This window comes from Acidovorax sp., from assembly GCF_046294525.1.
In the GTDB taxonomy this organism is placed as follows: domain Bacteria; phylum Pseudomonadota; class Gammaproteobacteria; order Burkholderiales; family Burkholderiaceae_C; genus Acidovorax.
Window position 1 is genome coordinate 1 of the sequence record NZ_JBKBKQ010000025.1, and the last position, 17,091, is coordinate 17,091.

The 17,091-nt window shown below is 65.5% G+C and carries 14 protein-coding genes; 7 read left to right on the forward strand and 7 right to left on the reverse strand.

From position 1 onward, the window contains the following. Window positions 1-126: 126 nt before the first annotated feature. Window positions 127-567: a CBS domain-containing protein gene (locus ACK4HJ_RS18670; RefSeq protein ID WP_409834353.1), complete on the reverse strand. Its 441-nt coding sequence runs from the start codon at window positions 565-567 to the stop codon at window positions 127-129. 552 nt (window positions 568-1,119) lie between these two features. On the opposite strand from ACK4HJ_RS18670, the gene ACK4HJ_RS18675 reads away from it, so the two are divergent. Beyond that, window positions 1,120-1,413: a DUF4148 domain-containing protein gene (locus ACK4HJ_RS18675; protein WP_409832613.1), complete on the forward strand. Its 294-nt coding sequence runs from the start codon at window positions 1,120-1,122 to the stop codon at window positions 1,411-1,413. A gap of 74 nt (window positions 1,414-1,487) precedes the next feature. Beyond that, entirely contained in the window at window positions 1,488-1,781 is a 294-nt protein-coding gene (locus ACK4HJ_RS18680) for a DUF4148 domain-containing protein (protein WP_409834354.1), read from the forward strand. A 156-nt stretch (window positions 1,782-1,937) separates the two neighbouring features. Here ACK4HJ_RS18680 and ACK4HJ_RS18685 read toward each other — a convergent pair whose 3' ends face one another. From ACK4HJ_RS18685 to ACK4HJ_RS18700, 4 genes are all read right to left on the reverse strand, one after another. Beyond that, window positions 1,938-2,957 (reverse strand): TRAP transporter substrate-binding protein, encoded by a 1,020-nt coding sequence (locus ACK4HJ_RS18685; protein WP_409834356.1) that lies wholly within the window; start codon window positions 2,955-2,957, stop codon window positions 1,938-1,940. A gap of 67 nt (window positions 2,958-3,024) precedes the next feature. Continuing rightward, window positions 3,025-4,302 carry a TRAP transporter large permease gene (locus ACK4HJ_RS18690; protein ID WP_409834358.1) on the reverse strand — a complete coding sequence of 426 codons (1,278 nt, stop codon included), beginning with the start codon at window positions 4,300-4,302 and terminating at the stop codon, window positions 3,025-3,027. Further along, the gene (locus tag ACK4HJ_RS18695; protein WP_409834360.1) at window positions 4,299-4,802 is read right to left on the reverse strand and encodes a TRAP transporter small permease; all 504 of its coding nucleotides are present in this window, start codon (window positions 4,800-4,802) and stop codon (window positions 4,299-4,301) included. The genes ACK4HJ_RS18690 and ACK4HJ_RS18695 overlap by 4 nt, the downstream gene beginning before the upstream one ends. A gap of 3 nt (window positions 4,803-4,805) precedes the next feature. Then, on the reverse strand, window positions 4,806-5,369 hold the full coding sequence (locus ACK4HJ_RS18700) for a gluconokinase (RefSeq protein ID WP_409834362.1): 564 nt from the start codon (window positions 5,367-5,369) through the stop codon (window positions 4,806-4,808). Between the two features lie 167 nt (window positions 5,370-5,536). On the opposite strand from ACK4HJ_RS18700, the gene ACK4HJ_RS18705 reads away from it, so the two are divergent. Then, on the forward strand, window positions 5,537-6,580 hold the full coding sequence (locus ACK4HJ_RS18705; protein ID WP_409834364.1) for a LacI family DNA-binding transcriptional regulator: 1,044 nt from the start codon (window positions 5,537-5,539) through the stop codon (window positions 6,578-6,580). A gap of 128 nt (window positions 6,581-6,708) precedes the next feature. Here ACK4HJ_RS18705 and ACK4HJ_RS18710 read toward each other — a convergent pair whose 3' ends face one another. Further along, window positions 6,709-8,358: a methyl-accepting chemotaxis protein gene (locus ACK4HJ_RS18710; RefSeq protein ID WP_409834366.1), complete on the reverse strand. Its 1,650-nt coding sequence runs from the start codon at window positions 8,356-8,358 to the stop codon at window positions 6,709-6,711. A gap of 494 nt (window positions 8,359-8,852) precedes the next feature. On the opposite strand from ACK4HJ_RS18710, the gene ACK4HJ_RS18715 reads away from it, so the two are divergent. Next, a complete protein-coding gene (locus tag ACK4HJ_RS18715) occupies window positions 8,853-10,067 on the forward strand; it encodes an MFS transporter (protein WP_409834368.1) in 1,215 nt (404 codons plus the stop codon). A 297-nt stretch (window positions 10,068-10,364) separates the two neighbouring features. Here the strand turns inward: ACK4HJ_RS18715 and ACK4HJ_RS18720 are convergent, their stop codons facing one another. Next, complete coding sequence (locus tag ACK4HJ_RS18720) at window positions 10,365-12,149, reverse strand: protein kinase domain-containing protein (RefSeq protein ID WP_409834370.1); 1,785 nt, start codon at window positions 12,147-12,149, stop codon at window positions 10,365-10,367. Window positions 12,150-12,560: 411 nt separating this feature from the next. On the opposite strand from ACK4HJ_RS18720, the gene nirB reads away from it, so the two are divergent. The 3 genes from nirB (at window position 12,561) to nirD (ending at window position 16,351) form a co-directional block, all read left to right on the forward strand. Further along, window positions 12,561-15,005, forward strand: a complete 2,445-nt coding sequence (gene nirB / locus ACK4HJ_RS18725; protein ID WP_409834372.1) for a nitrite reductase large subunit NirB — start codon at window positions 12,561-12,563, stop codon at window positions 15,003-15,005. A gap of 20 nt (window positions 15,006-15,025) precedes the next feature. Then, window positions 15,026-15,856: a type IV pili methyl-accepting chemotaxis transducer N-terminal domain-containing protein gene (locus ACK4HJ_RS18730; RefSeq protein ID WP_409834373.1), complete on the forward strand. Its 831-nt coding sequence runs from the start codon at window positions 15,026-15,028 to the stop codon at window positions 15,854-15,856. 66 nt (window positions 15,857-15,922) lie between these two features. After that, window positions 15,923-16,351, forward strand: a complete 429-nt coding sequence (gene nirD, locus ACK4HJ_RS18735; RefSeq protein WP_409834375.1) for a nitrite reductase small subunit NirD — start codon at window positions 15,923-15,925, stop codon at window positions 16,349-16,351. Window positions 16,352-17,091 lie beyond the last annotated feature (740 nt).

Sequence of the window (17,091 nt, forward strand, 5' to 3'; positions counted from 1 at the left end):
TCGCCTTGGTGGCTTGCATGCGCAAGCTGCTGACGATGCTTAACGCCATCGCTAAGCAAGGCTCCGCATGGAATCCAAATCACCATTGCGCTTGACTTCCAAGACGGTTGCTCAGGGGGATGTACTCTAGTGGCTTCCAGTGATGTACTGCTCCAGCTGTTCAATGATGAATTTCTGCTCGGAGATGATGTCCTTGACCAGATCGCCGATGGAAATCATGCCCACCAGCTTGGTATTGCCGTCCACCACCGGCAAGTGGCGCAGACGGCCCGTGCTCATGATCTGCATGCACTGCTCGCTGGTCTGGTCGGGCCGCACAAAACGCACGGCGGACGTCATCACATCGCGCACCTGCGTCACGGCCGACGTCCGGCCCATCAGCGCGATCTTGCGGGCATAGTCCCGCTCGGTGAAGATCCCTGCGATGGCATCGCCCTCAGTGACGACCAGGGCGCCAATGCCCTTTTCCGCCATCAGCTGCAGGGCATCCAGCACCGACGCAGTGGGCGCAATGGTGTAAACGGTGGCGTCCGGTTTGGACTGGAGAATTTTGGCAACGACGGTCATGCAAGCCTCCCTCTGAACACCTGAAACAGGCAAGAGAGATTTCAGCCCATTCGCCCCGGCAACGCAACCCACGCAAGCCCGATCTGCGTGCCGAACCGTCCCGCCTAAAGGCCAAAAAACTTGACGATTTCAAGGGTCTGCGCCCACGCAGATAGGGGCTCTCCCGGCGCGGCTCGACGCATTTGTTTCGCACCTGTTGCATTCGCCAGCACGCGAAACAAACCGAAAAGAACCGAAACCACCACGAGACGACGCACTGCGACACCGCCGGCACCATTGCGGTCATGTTCAACGCGATTTGTGAACAATCTTCGGTCCAAAGCCCTGTGATGCACAGAAACGGTCCGCCGATTGTTTCCAATACCGGAACAGTTAGTTTGCGACTCGGTAGTTTTTCTCTGAACACCTGCGGCGTACAGTTCATCCCATCGATGAGCCGAACCCGCAAGGCGACTCACCGAACCCGGGTTGCAGCCAGTTTTTCGCCCGTGCCTTGACTGCTTCTTCCCGGCTTTTTTGAGACGCTTTTTTTAACTGAAGGACTTCATCATCATGAACACCACTGCCCGCTTCCTCTCCATCGCCGCTGTTGCCGCTTTCGCATCTTTTGGCGCCCACGCTGACGAAGCCGATGCTTCGCAGTTCGCAACTAAGTTTGAAACCAACCGCACCCGCGCCGAAGTGCAAGCCGAAGCCTCCACCGTGGCCCAGGCCCGCAGCCAGGAACCCGCCGGTTCGCGTGTGGTGACCTACAAGAGCACCGCCGACCGCGCTGCCGTGAGCGCCCAGGCTGCCGACGCCGTGCGCACCGGCCAGATCCCCCACGGCGAACTGGGCTCGATGTAATCCAGCATCACGCCCTTCCCTAAAGCTTCTTTTCTTTTTCTCCGTTTTCTGATCATCTCTCCAGGAGTTTCACCATGAACAAGACCGCACGTTTCCTGTCCCTCGCCGCTGTGGCTGCTTTCGCTTCTTTTGGTGCTCAGGCTGATGAAGCCGACGCTTCGCAGTACGCCGCCAAGTTTGAGACCAACCGCACTCGCGCCGAGGTGATGGCCGAAGCCGCCACCGTAGCCCAGACCAGCGGCGCCATCCCCTCCGGCTCGCGCGCCCTGGTGTACTCGTCCACCGCCGACCGTAGCGCCGTGAGCGCCCAAGCCGTTGACGCCGTGCGCGCCGGCAAGATCTCGTCGGGCGAAGTGGGTTCGCTGTAATTGACACCGCTTGCGCCACGGCGCAGCCGATGTGCGCGGTTGGCTTTTGAAAAAACGCGAACGGCACAAGAAAAAAGGCCGAGACCCCGTGCGGGGTCTCGGCCTTTTTGCTGCATGCGAAGCGGCGGGACGTACGAAGATCCAGCGCCGCTGTTGTCACTTGCCCCCGCGCGCCTGCGCCACGGCACCCTGCACTTCCTTCCACAAGGCTTCTCCCACATTGGCCGAGATGCTGGCGTTCACGGCCCCCAGTTTTTCGCGCATGCGGTTGGCTTCGGCGGGGGAGAGTTCATTGATCTGCATGCCTTTGGCCTTCAGATCGGCGAGGGCCTTGTCGGCCTCGTCGCGCGTGTCCTTGCGCTCGAAGTCGCGGCTCTTCTTGGCGGCGTCGAGCAGGATTCCCTGCTCGGTCTTGGACAGGCCGTCCCACCACTTCTTGCTCACCAACACGATCCAGGGGCTGTAGACGTGGTTGGTGACGGTGAGGTACTTTTGCACCTCATAGAACTTGCTCGACAGGATGGTGTTGTAGGGGTTCTCCTGGCCGTCCACCGTCTTGGTCTCCAGTGCGGTGAAGAGTTCAGAGAACGGCAGCGGCACGGCGTTGGCGCCCAGGGTCTTGAAGCTGTCGAGGAAGACGTTGTTTTGCATCACGCGCAGCTTGATGCCTTCCATGTCTTCCAGCTTGGTCACGGCGCGCTTGTTGTTGGTGAGGTTGCGGAAGCCGTTTTCCCAGTACACCAGGCCCACCAGGCCTTTTTCCTGCAGCTTGTCCATCACCTTCTGGCCCACGGGGCCGTCCAGCACGGCGTCGGCCTCCTTGGTGTTATTGAACAGGAAAGGGGTATCCCAGATGGCCATCTCCTTGGTGATACCCACCAGCGTGGCGGTGGAGCCCACCATCATCTCCTGCGCGCCGCCGATCAGCGCCTGCTGCATCTGCACATCCGAGCCCAGCGCGGCAGCGCCGATGGCGCGCACCTTCATCTTGCCGCCCGAGGCTTTTTCCACTTCTTCGGCAAACAGCTTGGCTGCGCGGCCCTGGTTGGACACCTCGTTGAGGCCATAACCGAAGCGGATCATGCGGGGCTTGATGTCTTGCGCAGCGGCCTGGAACGAGGCGGCAATGGCGGCCACCGACAGAGCGGCCAGCAGGGTACGGCGGAAAGTTTTCATGGTTGTCTCCTTGATGGAAAAGGCAGGGTGAAAAACGGGTTGAGAAAGAAGTGCGCTCCAGAGCACGTCAGAACATCAGCTTGAGCGGCCCGAGCACGATGACCGGGAACAAGATGAGCAGCGCCAGCATGGTCATGTAGATGAGCAGGAAGGGCATGACGCCGCGAATGACGGGCTCCATGCGCAGTCGGCCGATGCCCGCCACCACGTTGAGCACGGTGCCCACGGGCGGCGTGAGCAGCCCCAGGCAGCCCACAAAGATGAACACGAAGCCGAAGTACACCGGGTCGATGCCCGCCTTGGCAGCAAGCGGCGCCAGCACGGGCGCCAGGATGAGGATGGTCGGCGTGAGGTCCATCACCATGCCCACGGCCAGCAGGAAAGTGCAGACCACGGCCATGAACAGCACCGGGCTTTGGAGCAGCGGGCCCATGCTTTGCGCCAATTGGCTGGGTAGGTCGGCCAGCGTGACCATGTACGAGGCTGCGGTGGCCGCGCCGCACAGGAACATGACGACGCCCGTGGTCTTGGCAGCTGCCACAAACACCTTGTAGATGCCCGCCAGGTTGAGTTCGCGGTACACCAGGGTGGCCACCAGCAGGGCGTACACGGCGGCTACCACCGCGGCTTCGGTGGGGGTGAACACGCCCAGGCGCAGGCCGCCGATGATGATCACCGGCATCATCATGGCCCACACACTGCCAGCCAGGGCGCGGCGGCGCTCGGGCCACGAGGTCTTTTCGGCCACGGCAAGGTTCTTGTCCTTGGCGACCCAGCGCCACACCACCACCAGTGCCACGGCCATCAGGATGCCGGGCACGATGCCCGCCAGAAACAGCTTGCTGATGGAGGTGTTGGTCGTTACGCCGTAGATCACCATGGGCATGGACGGCGGCACGATGGGCGCGATGATGCCGCCCGCCGCAATGAGGCCGGCGCTGGAACCATCAGGGTAGTTCTGGCGCCGCATCATGGGCAGCAGCAGCGTGGCCAGCGCGGCGGTGTCGGCAATGGCCGAGCCGCTCATGGACGCGAGCATCAGCGACGCGGCAATGGCCACGTAGCCCAGCCCGCCGGGGATGTGGCCCACAAAGGTGCGCGCCAAGTCGATGATGCGGCGGCTCAGGCCCCCGGCGTTCATCAGCTCGCCAGCCAAGATGAAGAACGGCACGGCCAACAGCGGAAAGCTGTCGAAGCCGGCTTGCATGTTCTGCGCCAGCAACTGCGCATCGAAAAAGTCCAGGTGCACCATCAGCGCCAGCGCGGTAAGCATGAGCGCGAAGGCAATGGGCACGCCCACCGTCATGGCGGCGAACAGCACAAACAAGAACAGAGCAATCGTCATGGCGCTTCAGCCTTCGGGGCGGTAGGGTGAGCGGGCGGCGTGGTGCCGCGCAGGTCTTGCCAGGCCTGCAACACCAGGATGGCGGCCATGCAGGCGCCCATGAGCAAGATGCCCCCGGCCGCCAAGGCCAGCGGGTAGTTCATGACCGGGCTGCGGCTGTCCATGCCCACCACCACCTGCTGCCAGGCGCCCACGATCAGGTAGTACAGCGCCATGGCAATCAGTGCGCGCGTCAGCCACCGCATCGCCGTCGCAGCAGCGCCTTTCAGGCGCGCAGTCACCAGGTCGAAGCCCAGATGCTGCCCTTCGCCAAAGGCCAGCGTGGCCGCCAGGCACACCAGCCAGACAAACAGCAGGCGCGACAGCTCTTCAGACGCTACCCAGCCCGTGCCCCACAGGTAGCGCTGCACCACGTTGCCGAACACGGCGACCACCATGCCCAGCAGGCTCAGCGCCATGAGCGCCTCGACCAGGTGCTTGAGTAATTTGCGAATGGCCATGGCTTACATCTCCAGGCGGTGGCTTGTGGGAGCGGCCCCTGGCTGGGACTCGGTAGCGGCGCTGGTTTCCAGCCACCGCTGCACCTGTTTGCCCAGGTCGGCCAATGGGAGCGTGGCATCCAGGCGCAACACGCCGGTTTCCTGGCTGGGGTCTTCCAGCGTTTGAAACTGGCTGGCCACCAGGCTTACCGGGAACAGATGGCCAGGCCGTGCGGCCACACGTTCGCGCGCCTGGTCCTGCGTGAGACTCAGAAACACAAACTTCAACTGGGGCACGGCGGCGCGCAGTTGATCACGGTAGCGCTGTCTTAGCGCGGAACAGGTCAGCACCACGCCCGCAGGATGCGCCAGCAGTTGCCCAGCCAAGACGGCCAGCCAGGCTTGGCGGTCCTCGTCGCTGAGCGGCACGCCACTTCGCATCTTGTTGACATTGGCCGCAGAGTGGAAATCGTCCCCCTCCAGCAGCGGCAATCCAAGCTGGCGAGCGCACACCTGCCCCAGGCTGGACTTGCCGCAGCCCGCAACGCCCATGACCACCAGGAACACGTCTGAGGAGACAAAACTCATTTGGTAGCGCTATCCAATTGACTTCAAAAAAACATCCCTCCAAAGGGACGCTAAAAAATATGCAGAACCGTCTCGAACCCACATCACCACAACAGAAGCTGCTTGTCTGAGATTTCGGACAGCGCTATCCTAGCCATTTGCAAGTGATCACCACCGAGGGAAAACCCTTGCCCGCTTCTTTCCCCCCCGCCAGAACCGACTTCCGCCGCCGATCCAGCGGCCGCACCACGCTGAGCGATGTGGCCAAGGCCGCAGGCGTGAGCCCCATCACCGCATCGCGCGCCCTGCGGGGCGAGCGTGGCGTGGCATCCGAACTGGTGCAGCGTGTGAAGGACGCCGCCCAGCAACTAGGCTATGTGCCTGACCCAGCCGCGCGGGCCCTGGCTTCGCAGCGCAGCGTGCAGGTGCCGGTGCTGGTGCCGCTGCTGTCCAACGCGCTCTTCGTGGACGTGCTGGAGTCCGTGCACCGCACGCTCTTCCCCCACGGCTACCAAGCCCTGATCGGCGTGACGCACTACGACCCTGCGGAAGAAGAACAACTGCTGCGCACCTACTTGGCCCACCGCCCAGCGGGCCTGCTGGTGACCGGCTTTGACCGCACCGAGGCCGCGCGCCAGATGATTGCCGCCAGCGGCGTGCCCTGCGTGCACTTGATGGAGATGACTTCCGCCGCTGGCGTGTACTGCGTGGGCTTTTCGCAGCAGGAGGCAGGCCACAGCATGACCGGCCACCTGCTGGCCCGCGGCTACCGCAAGGTGGCCTTTGTGGCCGCGCAGCTCGACCCACGCACCATGCAGCGCGCCGAAGGCTACCGCCGCTGCCTGCGCGAGGCCGGCCTGTACGACCCGCGGCTGGAGCTGCTGAGCCCCGAGCCCTCGTCCATCCGCCTGGGTGCCGAACTGCTGGAAGAAGTGCTGCGCACCCGCCCCGGCGTGGACGCCGTCTTCTTCTGTAACGACGACCTGGCCCAGGGCGGCCTGCTGGCTGCCCAGCGCCTGCGGTTGGCGGTTCCGGGCCAGGTAGCGATTGCCGGCTTCAACGACCTGGCAGGCAGCGACCAGATGCTGCCGCCGCTGACCACCGTGCGCACGCCCCGTTCGGCCATCGGCGAAGCCAGCGCAAAAATGCTGCTGACACTGATGCGGGGCGATGTGCCCGAGCGCAATTCAGTGGACCTTGGGTTTGAGCTGACAGTGCGCGGTAGTACGTAGCCCCGGTTGCACCGCTGCGCGGCCTCCGCCCACGGGGACGCCACCGATGGCCTGGAGAAGCCAGTTCCACGGTGGCACTGGCGATGGCGCCGCGCGGGTTTCGACGCCTGCGTGCCCCGCAATGCCGCTCAAGCTGCGGCCAGCGCCCGCTCGGACGATGCGCCCTTCATCTCCCTGCGTAGCGCCACCGCGTCCCTCGCCTGGCTGGGTGCCGACGCGTCAATGCGGAAGACCTGCACGGTTTCCGTCATCGTCTGCGCCTGGCCGTTGAGTTGCATGGCCGACGCCGCGTTTTCCTCGACCAGCGCGGCGTTCTGCTGCGTGATGGTGTCCAGCTGCGCCACGGCGGCATTGACCTGCGAGATGCCGCTCAGCTGCTCGTTGGAGGCGCTGTGGATCTCACCGATGAGGGTGTTCACGCGGCGCACCAGCTCCAGCGACTCGGTCATGGTTTTCTGGGCAGCGTCGGTCTTCTGATGGCCTTCGCTCACCTTGGTGGCCGAATCGTCGATGAGCTGGCGGATCTCCTTGGCGGCGGACAGGGTGCGGTGCGAGAGGCTACGCACCTCCGACGCCACCACCGCAAAGCCCCGCCCCTGGTCGCCCGCGCGCGCGGCCTCCACGGCTGCGTTCAGCGCAAGGATGTTGGTCTGGAACGCGATGGAGTCGATGAGCTGGGTGATCTCGCTGATGCGGCCCGAGGCGGTCTGGATCTGCTTCATGGTGCTGGCCACGCTGTCCACCGCTTCGCTGCTGCGCTCGGCCACCTGGGTGGCCTGCGTGGCCAGCACCGTGGCCTGGCGCGCGGATTCCGCGGTCTGCTTGACGGTGCCGGTGATCTCCTCCATCGACGCCGCCGTTTGCTGCAGGTTGCTGGCCTGCGCTTCGGTGCGGGACGACAGGTCCTGGTTGCCCTGGGCGATCTCGCGGGTGGAAGTCTGCATGTGCTCGCTCTCCTGCCGCGCATCGCGCACGATGGACAGCAGGTTCACATTGAGCTGGGCCAGCGCCTTTTGCAGGTCGCCCACCGTGTCGGTGCGCGTGGCCGCGATCTTTTGTGTAAGGTCGCCCGCGGCCATGCGGTTGGCCCAGCGCAGCATTTGCGACAGCGGCGCCACGGTCACCTGGTGCAGGTACACGGCCATGCCCAGCGCCAGCAGCAGCACCGCCAGCCAGGCCGCACCCGCGCCCAGCGACATGCTGTGCCCGCCCACCAGCGCGGCGCACCACGACGCGATGACCAGCAGCACCGTGCAAGTCATCATCTTGCCCAGCGGGCCCAGGCGCAGTGCATTGGCCACGCGGCCCCACAGCGTGTTCTTGACCAGCACCCCGGCACGGAAGGTGTGCACGATGTGGCCCGCCTGCTTCTCAGCCTGCATCTGCTTGTAGAGCTGGTCGGCGGCCTGGATCTGCTCGCGCGTGGCTTCGGTGCGCACGGACATGTAGCCGGTGGGCTGGTCGCCCTGCATCAGCGGCGTGACATTGGCCATCACCCAGTAGAAGGTGCCGTCCTTGCGGCGGTTCTTGACCGGCGCGGACCAGGGCGTACCGCTGGCGATGGTCTCCCACATGTCCCGGAACGCTTCCTCGGGCATGTCGGGGTGGCGGATCATGTTGTGCGGCTGGCCGAGGAGCTCTTCCTTCTCGTACCCGCTGACCTCGATGAACATCGGGTTGCAGTACAGGATGCGGCCCTTGAGATCGGTGGTGGAGACCAGGGTCTGGCCTTTGGGAAACGCATATTCCTGGGTGCTGACCGGAAGATTGACGCGCATGGGATCCCTCCTGATGGAAGCCTCGCCACCCAGAGCCGAGAATTGAACGCGGCCATGGAAGCTGAAAACATCCTAAGTGGATTGGCTTTGATTTGAAACAGTTAATTCGCACACGCGCGCCAGCTGGCCCAGTTTGGTGCGCCACACCAACACCGTGCGGCCGGCGGCTTGCAACGCACCAACTTGGGTTGGCGTGGAGCATGATAACTTCAAATTTGATAGCTGCCAGCGCTTTGTAGGCAAGCGCTACCAGCCAATTTGACCCAAATCAAGCCATGCCAAGGTCTGGCACGGCCATTGCTTGAAACACCCCGCGGCCAACGGAGGCCGCAGGTCAGCCCGGTGCAATGGCGGATTGGGCGAACAGGACGTTGGCGTCTTCACGAAGTGCGATGTGGCCGCAAGGCCTGCGTGGTTCGTGCAGGCGCCTTTTTGTTTTCTGGCCGGGCTGCGGGGACGACGTACATCCCGCAGGCCCCTTGCACAACACCTCCATGCTTCAATTTCGCCAGTTTCTCCAATCCGGCCACGCGCCCACGCTGTGGTCGTCTTTCCTTTACTTCGGCTTTTCGTGCGCGGTCTGGGTGATCAATGGCGCGATGGCGCCGTTCATCCAGGAAAGCTTCCGGCTCACGCCCACGCAGATGGGGATGATGTTGTCCATCCCCATTTTTGCGGGCGCGCTGATGCGGTTTCCGCTGGGCATCCTGGCGCAGTACATCGGCCGCAAGAACGCCACACTGGTGGAGATGGCGGGCATCTTTGTGGCCATGGGCTACGGCTACCTGTTCGTGCACACCTACAACGAGCTGCTGGCGCTGGGCGTGCTGCTGGGCGTGGCGGGGGCGAGCTTTGGCGTGGCACTGTCGCTGGGCGCGGGCTCGTTCCCGCCGCGCTACAAGGGCCTGGCCATGGGCATCGTGGGCGCAGGCAACGTGGGCACGGCCGTGGCCGCGCTGCTGGCCCCGGCGCTGGCGCAGAAGTTTGGCTGGCAGGCGGTGTACGGCTTTGCCGCAGTGAGCGTGGCGGTGCCGGCGGTGGTGATGGCGATCTTTGCCAAGGAGCCGCCAGACCTGTCGCCCCACGCCACCTTCCGCGAGCACATTGCCTGCCTGTTTGAAAAAGACGGCTGGGCGTTCAGCCTGATCTACGCGGTGACGTTTGGCGGCTTCATCGGCCTGACCACTTTTTTGCCCAGCTACTTCTACGACCAGTTTGGCGTGAGCAAGGTGCAGGCCGGCCAACTGACGATGCTGGCGGCGTTCTTGGGCGCGGCGCTGCGCGTTTTTGGGGGCTGGCTGTCGGACCACTGGGGCGGCGTCAACACGCTGACGGGCGTGCTGGCCATCACCACCGTCAGCCTGGTGCTGTGCGGCTTGGCGGAGAACTCGCTGCCCGTGACCATGCTGCTGTTCCTGGTGTGTTTTGCCGCTTTGGGCGCAGGCAACGGCGCGCTGTTTCAGCTGGTGCCCTTGCGCTGGCCCTTGTCCACGGCGGTGGCCGGCTCCATGATTGGCGAGATCGGTGCCCTGGGCGGCGGCCTCATCCCCAACGCCATGGGCATCTCGCGCCAGTACAGCGGCTCGTACCTGTGGGGCTTTGTGGCCATTGCGGTGTGCGCGGCAGCGATGCTGGTGCTGCTGCGGGTGATGCAGATCCGCTGGACGCGTACGTGGGCAGAGAAGGGTGGACGTGCGCGCAGCGCATGACCGGCGCAGCCGGTGAGCGCGCAAGCGCTCGCCACACTTCCAGCAAAAGGGCGGTCGGGCACGCAGTGCCTGAGCTGGCGTAGCCAGCCAATGCGCAGCATTGCCCGCACTTTCGCTAGAAAGGTGGGCGCGCGCGCAGCGCGTGATCGGCGCAAGCCGTGAAGGCGCGGCAGCGCCTCTCCCCTTGTCGGAAAGCGCCCCACTCAAAACACCGAGCCGTTTCAAAAGTTAAAAATGGCCACAGCGCTTATCCAGAAAGCGCTGGCAGCTATATTTTTCGCAGCAAACGACTTCCATCTACCTGGGCAGAAACAGCACCCAGTACACCAGCAGCAGGTTCAGCAGCACGCTCACCACCAGCGCAATCTTCCACAGCGCTACGGGGTCGCGCTCGATCAAGGGCTGAGGGCCCGGGGCTGACAGGGGGCGGGATGCGCCGCGCTCCAACGCCAGCAGCATCTCCTCCGCCGTTTCAAAACGCTGCGCGCGGTGGCGGGCCACGGCCTTCAGGGCGATGTGGTCCAGCCAGATGGGCACGCCCGGGTTGTGGCGGCTGGGGGCCAGCGGGTCGCGGTGGTAGCGGCCCAGCTGGTACGGCACCACATCGCCATAGGGCAGCCGCCCATGGGTGAGCAGCTGGTACAGCGTCACGCCCAGCGCAAACAAGTCGCTGCCGGCGTCTGGCAGCTGTCCCTCGGTGTCGTCGCTGCGCTCATAGCCCGGCCATTGCTCGGGGTTCATGTAGCTGGGCGTGCCGGCATGCAGGCGGCGCGTGGCCTCTGGCTCGCGGCCGGACAGGGCCACGCCCAGGTCCAGCACGCGCAGCACGCCGTCGTCGCCCAGGTGCAGGTTGTCGGGTTTGATGTCCCGGTGCACCACGCCCTGGCGGTGCAGCCAGCCCAACACCTGGGCGGCCTGCATGACCAACGACACCACCTGCGCCACGGCCAGCGGCTGCTGGCTGCGCAGGCGCTGGCCCAGGGTTTCGCCCGCGTGCCAGTCGTACAGCAGGTAGAACGCGCTGGCGCTTGGTGCATCGGGCCCCTCCGCCCCCACCGCTGCCGGCCCGGGTTCCGCAGGCCAGGTGTTCAGGCGCGCCAGGTGGACTGCGGCGTGGCCGGACTGCATGCGCCGCGCGACCCAGGCCTCGTGTGCCAGCGTGGCGCGCTCTTCGGCGTCATGCGCCCGGGCGGGCACCAGGGTCTTGAGCGCGTACAGGCGCTGGGTGGGCGGGTGTCGCACCTGATAGATGCGGTGGATACCGCTGTCGGCCACCAGAGCCGTCACCACCAGCCCGTCCACGCGGTCGCCCACCTTCAAAAGCGGCAGCACGGGCAGGTGCTGGGCGCGGCGGGATTCGTCCTGCAGCGTGGCCTCCTGCGCGCCCTGCACGCGCACCACCAGCGCGGTGGCGTTGTCGCTGCTGCCGCGGCGCAGCGCGGCCTGTACCAGCGCTTCGCTCAGGGCCTGGGCCGGCAGCGTGCTGTGGCGCAGCAGCTGGCGCAACTCGCGCTCAGGCAAGCTGCCGTGCACGCCGTCCGAGACCAGCACAAACATGTCGCCGCTGCGCACCTCGCCCTGGCTGTAGTCCACCACCACATGGTCGTCCAGGCCCATCGCCCGGGTGAGCTGGTGGGCAAAGTCGTGCTGCGACATCACGTGGTCGGCCGTCAGCAGCTGCAGCCGGCCACCCCGCAGCAGGTAGGCGCGCGTGTCGCCCACGTGCGCCAGCGTGTACGACTGGCCCCGCAGCACCAGCGCGGTGACGGTGGTAAGCCCCACAGCGGGCTGACGGCGCCGGTTCATGGACGCGAGCCAGCCGTTGTGGGCGCTCAGCACACGGTCCAGCGCCACGGTGGTGTCCCAGGTTTCGGGGGTGGCGAAGTAGTCGCTGACCAGCGTGTTCACCGTGGTCTGCGCGGCCTCGCGGCCGTTGCCGCCAGCGCTCACGCCGTCTGCGATGGCAGCCACGCAGCCGCGTTCGCGCTCGCGCCCCTGCCCCGCCACCAGCGCGGCAAAGTCTTCGTTGACGTCCTTGCGCCCGGCCAACGAGGTCTGGCCATAGTCCAGTTCAAAACTCATGCACCAGCTCCACGCAGATTTCGTGCCCAAGGTGGTGCACAGCGGAACGCCGTGCACCATCCGGGCACCCCGCTGCGCGCCGGACCTGTGCGGATTGTCCGCCGACCGCAGCACAGGACCAGGCCCGCCGACACGCTGCACGCCTGTGCCCGCGTGCAAGCCAGGCAGCAAGCGCCCTCACCAGTTCAGTGCAAGCGCAGAGACGGTTTCTGGCACGGGCATTGCTTAGAACAGCGCAACGGCCCGGCAGGGCCACGCAGCTCGTCGGTGCAACGGCGCACGGAAGAGCTGCAAGGACGAAGGCGTCCCCACATGCAGTTTCGAATCCCCTCGAAGCCGCATCGTGTGGACGCCTTTTTTGTTTTTGTTTCTCGATTGGCCCAGGCGATAGAACGGACGGAGTGACCCACGATGAAAAAGCTCAAGCTGGTGATGGTAGGAAACGGCATGGCCGGCGTGCGCACGCTGGAGGAGCTGCTCAAGATTGCGCCCGACCTGTACGAGATCACGGTGTTCGGCGCCGAGCCGCACCCCAACTACAACCGCATCCTGCTCTCGCCCGTGCTGGCAGGCGAGCAGACCATCGACGAGATCATCCTGAACGACTGGCAGTGGTATGCCGACAACCACATCACCCTGCACACCGGCTTCACCGTGACCGATGTGGACCGCGTGCGCCGCGTGGTCAGCGCCACCAGCAAGGACGGTGATGTGGTCACCGCCGAATACGACCGCCTCATCCTCGCCACCGGCTCCAACCCCTTCATCCTGCCCATCCCCGGCAAAGACCTGAAGGGTGTACTGGCCTACCGCGACATTGCCGACACGCAGGCCATGATCGACGCCGCCGCTACGTACAAGCACGCCGTGGTCATCGGCGGCGGCCTGCTGGGACTGGAGGCCGCCAACGGCCTCATGAAGCGCGGCATGACCGTGAGCGTGGTGCACGTGATGCCCACGCTGATGGAACGCCAGCTGGACGACGTGGCCGGCAAGATGCTGCAGAAGTCGCTGGAAGACCGCGGCATGCGCTTTTTGATGGGCGCGCAGACGCAGGAGTTGGTGGGCAATGCCGAAGGCCGCGTGGCCAGCGTCAAGTTCAAGGACGGCACCGAGGTGCCCGCCGACCTGGTGGTGATGGCCGTGGGCATCCGGCCCAACACGGCTTTGGCCGAGAAGATGCGCCTGCACGTCAACCGCGGCATTGTGGTGAGCGACACGCTGCAGACCACCACCGACGCGCGCATCTACGCCGTGGGCGAATGCGCCGCGCATCGGGGCATTGCCTACGGGCTGGTGGCGCCGCTGTTCGAGCAAGGCAAGGTGCTGGCCAACCATCTGGCCGAGTTCGGCATCGGCCGCTACCAGGGCTCGCTCACGTCCACCAAGCTCAAGGTCACGGGCATCGACCTTTTTTCAGCGGGCGACTTCCAGGGCGGCGACAACACCGAGGAGATCGTGATGAGCGACCCCTTCGGCGGCGTGTACAAGAAGCTGGTCATCAAGGACGACAAGCTGGTGGGCGCCTGCCTGTATGGCGACACGGTGGACGGCAGCTGGTACTTCAAGCTGCTGCGCGACGGCCGCAGCGTGAGCGACATCCGCGACAAGCTGATGTTTGGCGAATCGCACCTGGGCGACACCGGCCACCAGGGCCAGAGCAAGGCCGCCGCCATGGCCGACAGCGACGAGGTGTGCGGCTGCAACGGCGTGACCAAGGGCGCCATCTGCAAAGCCATCAAGGACAAGGGCCTGTTCACGCTGGACGACGTGCGCAAGCACACCAAGGCCAGCGCATCGTGCGGCTCGTGCACCGGGCTGGTGGAGCAGATCATCATGTTCACGGCAGGTGGCGACTACAGCGCCACGCCCAAGACCAAGGCCATGTGCGGCTGCACCGACCACGGCCACCAGGCCGTGCGCGACGCCATCCGCGCCAACAAGCTGCTGACCATTGCCGATGTCTACAAGTTCATGGAATGGAAGACCCCCAACGGCTGCGCCACCTGCCGCCCGGCCGTCAACTACTACCTCATCAGCACCTGGCCTAAAGAGGCCAAGGACGACCCGCAAAGCCGCTTCATCAACGAACGCAGCCACGCCAACATCCAGAAGGACGGCACATACAGCGTGATCCCGCGCATGTGGGGCGGCGAGACCACGGCCGACGAGCTGCGTCGCATTGCCGACGCGGTGGACAAGTACAAGATCCCCACCGTCAAGGTCACGGGCGGCCAACGCATCGACCTGCTGGGCGTGAAGAAGGAAGACCTGGTGAACGTGTGGAAGGACATCGGCATGCCCAGCGGCCACGCGTATGCCAAGGCCCTGCGCACGGTGAAGACCTGCGTGGGCAGCGAGTGGTGCCGCATGGGCACGCAGGACAGCACGCAGATGGGCAAGGACCTGGAGCGCGCCATGTGGCGCATGTACGCACCGCACAAGGTCAAGTTCGCCGTTAGCGGCTGCCCGCGCAACTGCGCCGAGGCCGGCATCAAGGACGTGGGCATCATCGGTGTGGACTCGGGCTGGGAGATGTACATCGCCGGCAACGGCGGCATCAAGACCGAGGTGGCGCACTTCTTCACCAAGCTGAAAACCGCCGAGGAAGTGCTGGAGTACACCGGCGCCTTCTGTGAGCTGTACCGCCAGGAAGGCTGGTACCTGGAGCGCACGGTGCACTACGTGAACCGTGTGGGCCTGGACTATGTGAAAAAGCGCATCCTGGAAGACCACGCGGGCCGCCAAGCCCTGTGGGAGCAGCTGCAGTTTGCGCTGGACGGCGAGCCCGACCCCTGGTTCGAGTTCGACAAGGCGGCGGTGGACACACGCCAGTTCGCCGCCGTCAACGCCTGACCCAGCCTGCGAGTACCGCCATGGACCGCCGCACCCTGCTGACCCGCGCCAGCTATGGCACCGCCGCCGCATGCATCCCGCTGGGCCTGGTGGCCAGCCTGCCCACCAGCGCCCACGCGCAAGTCACAGACCTGAACGACGCCATCAACAAAGCCGGCCGCCAGCGCATGCTGAGCCAGCGCATGGGCAAGGCTTGGCTGGCGCTTGCACACAAGGCTGACACGCCCGCTGCGCGCACGGTGCTGCAGCAATCAATGGCCCTGTTCGAAAAGCAGCTGGCCGAGCTGAAGGCGTATGCGCCCAGCCCCGCCATCCGCGACACCTACGCCCAGCTGGAGGCGGCCTGGGGCGCGCACCGCGCACTGTTGCTGGGCACGCAGGCCCCCTCGCGCGATGGCGCTGCCGCACTGCTGGCGGCCGATGCCAAAGTGCTGGCCCTTGCCCACCAGGGCACGGTGCAGTACGAGGCGGCCTCGGGCAAGCCCGTGGGCCACCTGGTGAACGTGGCGGGCCGCCAGCGCATGCTGAGCCAGCGCATGGCCAAGTTCTGCCTGGCGGCGCTGCTGTCGGTGGACACAGCCACCGCCACCACCGAAATCGCCAAGGCCCGCACCGAATTCCTGGCCGCACAGGACGTGCTGCGCGAAGCCCCGCAGGCCACGGTGCGCGTGCGGCAAGAGCTGCAGTTGGCCGACGGCCAGTGGGTCTTCTTTGACGCTGCGCTGCAGCGCATGGAACCGGGCGGCGCCAACGCCGCGCGCCAGGTGGCCGAGGTGTTTGTGGCCAGCGAGAACCTGCTGTCCAGCATGGACCGCGTGACCGGCCTGTACGCCGCGCTGGGCGCCGCCTGAGGTGGGTGCCTCACTCCCCCAGATAGCCTGACATTGCAAAACAGAACAACACAAGGACGATTTCTCATGACGACCGCGCCATCGACCACCTCTTCCTCCTCCATCGTTGCCAGTTCCGATTGGACGCAGATCTGCCGCGTGGAAGAGATCCCCGTGTTGGGCTCACGCCGTGTCACGCGCCCTCAGGGCCTGGACGTGGCGGTGTTCCGCAACGACGCTGGCGGCGTGTTTGCGCTGCTGGACCGCTGCCCGCACAAGGGCGGCCCGCTGAGCCAAGGCATTGTGTTTGGCACGCATGTGGCCTGCCCGCTGCACAACTGGACGATTGGCCTGTGCGACGGGCAGGCGTCGGCACCCGACGAAGGCTGCACGCCGAAGTTCACGGTGAAGGTGGAGGATGGCGTGGTGTACCTGAACGCGGGGGAGCTGGCGACGGTGGCGACGGACTTGGTGCGGCCGGTGGCGGGGCCGGCGCGGCGAGTGGTGGCGGTTTGATGGGTTGAATGATCGATCGATTGCGAGAGGGCGTTGTGGCGTTTGTGCTTTATGGCTCAGTGGGTGTCCTGGTGCAGAGGTCTGCGGGAATGCTGCCGATCGGCACCACGCTGCCCGTTCGGGCTGAGCCTGTCGAAGCCGGGGCGTTACCCCAAACTTTTCGGGCTGAGCTTGTCGAAGCCAGGGCGCGAACGCTCGCTTACCCATCTGCGCAGCGTGCCTGCGTTAGGGGCGGAGGCCGGGTTGTCGCCCCGGCGGGCGAGTCCCTTTCTTTTGGGTCGCCAAAAGAAAGGAACCAAAGAAAAGGCGACCCTGCTGTCTGCGACCCCTTCGCTGCGCTCCGGGGCAACCTGGGGTGCTCGGTCACGGGGTGCACCGCAGAACTCACTGCGCTGCGTTGCAGCTCCGTTCGGACAACTGCGGCGAGTCAGTGCACGAAGCACGCGCGCTCCGACGCGCGCGCCACCCCGCGCCCTTCGCGCCCCAGGCGCATACAGAAGGGAACCCACGGGAGCGGACATCCACACGGGCCATCGCTGCGCTCGGCCCCGGCCGCGCAGCGCGTGGCGCTTGCGCCCGCGAGACGGGGGCCGAGCGCAGCGATGGCCCGTGTGGCTGTTCGGCTGTCCTATCCCCTCTGGCTGCGCCTGCGGCGGGGCGGTTGCGGGGTGAGCATGCGCGTCGAAGCGCGCGTGCTTCGTGCACTGACTCGCCGCAGTTGTCCGAACGGAGCTGCAACG